Source organism: Empedobacter sp. UBA5987 (genome assembly GCF_002429865.1).
Taxonomy (GTDB): domain Bacteria; phylum Bacteroidota; class Bacteroidia; order Flavobacteriales; family Weeksellaceae; genus Empedobacter; species Empedobacter falsenii_B.
Genome location: NZ_DJBB01000010.1, coordinates 1 through 5,485, shown reverse-complemented (window position 1 = coordinate 5,485; position 5,485 = coordinate 1). Strand labels below are relative to the sequence as shown.

Annotated in this window: 3 protein-coding genes; all 3 read right to left on the bottom strand. The window is 33.4% G+C overall.

Going from position 1 to position 5,485, the window contains the following annotated elements; translation table 11 throughout:
- Positions 1-15 precede the first annotated feature (15 nt).
- From B3J26_RS01270 to B3J26_RS01260, 3 genes are read right to left on the bottom strand one after another with little or no spacing between them, the layout of a single operon-like run.
- Positions 16-972 carry a hypothetical protein gene (locus tag B3J26_RS01270; RefSeq protein WP_291072809.1) on the bottom strand — a complete coding sequence of 319 codons (957 nt, stop codon included), beginning with the start codon at positions 970-972 and terminating at the stop codon, positions 16-18.
- Positions 972-2,339, bottom strand: coding sequence for a RagB/SusD family nutrient uptake outer membrane protein (locus B3J26_RS01265; RefSeq protein ID WP_291072807.1), 1,368 nt, complete (start codon positions 2,337-2,339; stop codon positions 972-974). The genes B3J26_RS01270 and B3J26_RS01265 overlap by 1 nt, the downstream gene beginning before the upstream one ends.
- Before the next feature lie 28 nt (positions 2,340-2,367).
- Positions 2,368-5,325, bottom strand: a complete 2,958-nt coding sequence (locus tag B3J26_RS01260) for a SusC/RagA family TonB-linked outer membrane protein (RefSeq protein ID WP_291072805.1) — start codon at positions 5,323-5,325, stop codon at positions 2,368-2,370.
- Positions 5,326-5,485: the final 160 nt, after the last annotated feature.

Below are 5,485 nucleotides of genomic sequence, written 5' to 3'. Positions count from 1 at the left end.
TTAACAAGGGGAAGATTACATATTATCTACTCTATTCCAAACCCAAGTATAAGGGGTATAACCTCGTTCATCTCTCATTTTTCTAATTGGATAGATCAGCTGATCCGAACCATACCATATTTCTACGGAATCATTTGTTGTTCTGTTTACCAACTTCTTTTTGGCGTTGAAATAAATGAATTCAGCATTAGCAGAAAGATACAATGTATTTGATGTTTGATCGATTTCGTCTTCTATCAAATCAGTATTCATACAGTCTAAGTTTTTACTTTTTAGATCAAAATAACAAATGCTAGACAAGGCGTTTTCGTTTTGCGATAATATAACGACACCATTGTCGTTCCACTTAAAATTAGTGTAAGAACCAGCTTCTTTATGTGCCACCGCATTAAATGATAAAGGGCGAGAAAGATCTATGTATTCTAAAAAGACACTAGTATCAACTATTTTTTCATAAACCATTCGATTTGTTTCATTATCAAAACTATAATTACGCGTATTTTCAATGGTTTTTATGCTATTACCTTTTATATCTCGCAAAACAATTCGTTGTGCATTGTTGTGTTTTTCTATGGAAATAAGAATATTCTTGTCCATTGAAACAACATATTTTTTTACATCAGGAATCTCAATATTTTCTAGCGTTTTTAAATTAAGCACAGAAAGATTATTATTTTTTAACCATAGAAAAGAATTTTCTTTCATAAAAGAACCTTCTCTTATTCCAGCAATACTTATTTGTTGTTTCGACAAGTTGTTAATCAAAAATACAGTATCTGTAGTAGCGTAAGATATACTAATAGTAGACCAAGTCCCTTTTTCAGAAATTTGAGAACCAATAACTTTTCCCCATTTATCGTATTCAGATTCTTTTACTGTTCGTTGAGTAAGCTGTGCAAATACAGGCTTCATGTTAAATAAAAACAAGAGGTGTATCATTACAATAAGATGCTTCAATATAGTTGTTTTCATTAGTATCCAGTGTTTTGTGTTAAATTCGAATTCTTTAATATTTCTTGTTCAGGAATTGGCCATTGTTGGCAATAGCTTTTCCAATTTGATTTTGTTGGAGTTAATAGTTGATCGATTAGATTCAATCGTTTTAAATCAAAAAAACGATGCCCAAATTCACAGAAGAACTCATGCTGTCTTTCTTGTAAAATAGCTTCAATAAATTCCCCATCAGTCAATGTGATATAAGCAGGCAAACCAGCTCTTGATCTAATTTTGTTAAGATCTTGTAAGGCACCTACTTTATTTTGTTGTTTTAGACGTGCCTCAGCTCGAATTAAAAATTGTTCTGCTAATCGAAAAATAACCGAGTTTTCTGTTGTTGAGGAAGAGTTTGTTCTTTGTTTGTATTTATAAGCATGTTTCCAAGTAGTTGTACCGTTTGTAACTTCTCTTACCCAGTTTTTTTGACGAAGATCATTTGGTTCAAACTGCGTATTTACTTTTGTTAAAGCAATAGAAGTAGGAGGACCAGTTGCGACATAGTATGTACCACCTTCATACGCATAGTTACCAGCTTGCTTTGGAGATATTTGCCAAATAATCGATTTATTCTCTTTCAAAAACTCTTGATTAACATCTTGTTGCCATTCTATAGAAGGAGTATTAATTACAGTTGAAGCCCATTTTTCAGCATTTACCCAATTTCCTTTATACAATTCTACACGTGCTAATAAAGCTTGCGCAGTTACTTGATTAGGACGATTACGTTGTAGTGTTATTTGTGAAGATAATAGCGGTATAGCTACTTCTAAATCTTGTGTAATTTGTTCATACACTTTTGTTTTTTCTAAACGAGAAACACTTTTGTTCAACTCATAATTCGTTGTTTTTATATAAGGAATATCACCATAGGTATTCACTAAATAAAAATGGAGCAATGCTCTCACAAAAAGTGCTTCACCTATAAAACCATTTTTATCTGATGTAGATAAGCCTTTACTATTTTGGCAACCTTCTATAATAGCATTTGCCATATAGATCTGATAATAGGTTTGCGACCAATATTGTAAGACCGTAGCGCTATTTGCCTGTAATGTATTATTATATAAATTTTGAGATTCTACTTGATTGATTTGATACGAATCCAATTCATCGGTATATAGACCAATAGAAACAGGAAAAGCACTCATTTGTCCACTTACAAAACCTTTTTCTCTCATATCTGCATATAGGTTAATAAGCGCAGCATTTGTTGTCTTTTTATCCGCAAAAACCAACTCACTATTGTATTGAGAAGTAGGAACATCAACATCCAAAAAGTCATTGCATCTAAAGAATAAGATGCTTATAACGACTGTTAAACTTAACGTATATATATTTTTCATTGTGTTAAATTTTATTATTCTTATCAGACTAAAAGTTTAATTTCATTCCCATTACTATGGTACGAAGAGGAGGGAGAAATCGGTTGTACTTAAATTCGGGATCACCACCTTTATAAGGCGTTAGAGTAAATAGATTTTGACCTTGTAGAAAAATTTGAGGTTTCAAGAAATGATCTTTTAAAGGAATATCATAGGTAATCGAAATGTTTTTCAATCGGATGTAAGAAGCATCCACAATAGAAAGCGTACTACTTCGCATTAAATTATAATTAGCTGCTATTTGCGAATTTTTAGTACTATATGGTTGCATAGGTATACCATAGTCTACTAACTGATTGGTCATTGTACCAGCTATTGCTGTAGGCAAATACAATTGTCGTTCTTGTTTTACGAATTGAAATAATACATCTAAACTCAACTGTTTGTACCGAATCTGATTGGCGACACCACCATAATAAGAAGGATTAAGATCAGTGAGAACAACTCGATCTTTCAGAGAAGTTATTTTACCATCTCCATCATAATCATAGAATTCATATTGGTTATTTGTAGGATTTATACCTGTATATTGATAAAGTTTGATGCTGTTAATAGATCGACCGATAACATAAGTATTGGCGTAAGCAGAGCTTTCAAGGTCTGGATATGAAAGTAATTTGTTCCGATTAAAAGATAAATTAACCTCTGTTGTCCACTTCCAATTATTAGTCGTTATATTTTTGGAACCTAGTGTAAATTCCCATCCTTTATTTTCTACTGTTGCAGGTAAATTTCCTGAAAAAGAAGAAAAACCAGTTGTCGTAGGTAGAGCAATTCCAACCAATTGATTTCCTGATCTGTTTTGATAATAAGCCATAGAAAAATTAAGACGATCATGTAGAAAACCTAATTCTAGCGCAACTTCTAATTTACGATTCGTCTCCCAATGATAATTGGGATTATACAAACGAATAGGACTTAACCCAACTGTCCCATTATATGGATTGGATGTTGTTTGATAGTTATCTAAATATTGATAATCTCCAATATTATCACTTCCTGTAATTCCATAACTACCACGCAATTTTCCAAAACTCAACCATCTATTTTTTTTTATAAAATCCTCTTTTGTGAATAGCCAAGCCGCACCAATTGCACCAAAATTAGAATATCTATTCTGAGGACTAAAACGACTCGAGCCATCTCGTCTAGCTGTTACGTTAAGTATATATTTATCTTGTAAGATATAATTCAATCGTCCATAAAAAGCTTGATAACGGTAATTTGTTTTTTCATCTAAGCCTATTAATTGTAAAGCAGCAGTAGACAAAGACAATAACATTTCATTGGAAGGGAAATCAGCGGCAGTTAAATACAGCCTATCAGTTGTTTGATCCTGAAAAGTTGCACCTATAAGAAAAGAAAAACGATGTTGATTCCATTTCTTATCCCAACTTAGTTGAGGTTCTATAATCCATGAAGAACGATTAGTTTGATTAGATTCTACACTTGATGATTCACTACCTTGTCCAGAAGAAGGATTATACATCGTCGACGGAAAAGTTCTCAACTCACGGCTATGTAATTGGGTAAAGCCTAAATTGGTTTTAAAAGTTAATTCAGGTAAAATAGCATAGCTCAACATCATATTAGCGGTTAGATTATCTATTTTTGATAGAAATTTAGACTCTAAACTTGCCAATGGATTGGTCCATGTATTATTTGCCCAATTCAATTGTCCATTCTCATCATATAAAGCAGGAGCATTGGGTGCTAATTCTCTTGCAACAGTTGTTAAATCAGTAGAAGGTTGATTGTTATTTTGATTGCTATAATTACCCGTAAATAAGAAATTAAACTTTTTAGCCTTGTAGTTTAAAGCCAAATGAACAGCATTTTTCAAATACTTAAATGCTCCTGGATAAACAGTAGTTTCTTCGTGATGTGTACCATTCACGGTATAATTAAAAGCGGTGTTACCACCACTTATAGAAGTTTGTATCGTGTTATATTCTGCTGTACCTCCAATTAATTCTTTTTGCCAATCGGTAGATCGGGTTTGATCCCATGTCCCGTTTATATCATAGGCATTTGTAGGATAAGTAGAAATACCATCGTAGGCATAAGCCTGTCTACGCATATCAAGGTATTGTTCGGTATTCATCAATTTCAACGGACGTGTAATTTTTCCTAACCCCATCGATGTCCGAATACTTACCTGTGTAGCACCTATTTTCCCCTGTTTAGTTGTAACGAGCACCACACCATTTGCTCCACGCGATCCATAAATAGCTGTAGCATCGGCATCTTTCAGTACTTCTATACTTTCTATATCAGCAGGGTTAATCGTAGATAACGGACTTGTAAAAGAAGGTCTGTTTCCAGAGGTAGATGTGCCTCCAATAGGATCCGAAGAGTAGGGGATACCATCTATAATGAATAAAGGTTGATTGGCATCGGGTCTTAAACTGTTCTGTCCCCGTATTTTTATCTGAAATCCACCTCCAGAACCACCACTTTCTTGAGTTATTTCTACTCCTGCCATTCGTCCTTGTAGCGTTGCTAAAAAATTATCTACTGGTTGATTCTCTATTTCCTTTGCCGTAATACGTGCAATAGACCCTGTTCGTTCTTTGTCTTTTACAGCATAGTATCCTGCATTTATCACCACATCTTTTAGCTGAATTTCATCATCTTCTTTTGTGAAAATCACATTTATCACGCTTCTATTCAGTACCTCTTCTTCACGAATAGGGAAATCCAATTGCTCAAAAATTAGTTTAGCATCATCATGTTGCAAGGTCAACGAATAGTATCCATTTGAATCGGTAAAGGTGGAATTATCAGTTCCCTCCTCTTTTACCATTACGCCCACTAATGGGACTTGAAGTTCTTTTACCGTTCCAGTCACGGTTTTACCTGTTTGTGCCAACAATGGTGTTGCACAAACCAATCCCAATAACACACTTATTGTATGTATATTGAGTTTAAAGTAAAATATTTTCATAATTTTACATAAGTTTTTTAAAATTCAACATTAGTTTTAAAAGCCATTCCTTTTCCAGTACATCGCGCCAACTTTGTTTTTGGGAAAGGAGGTTTTGTTTTTTTTACGTTATACGTATTACGCTTAACGTTTTACGTTTTTTTATTCTTATTAATATTCA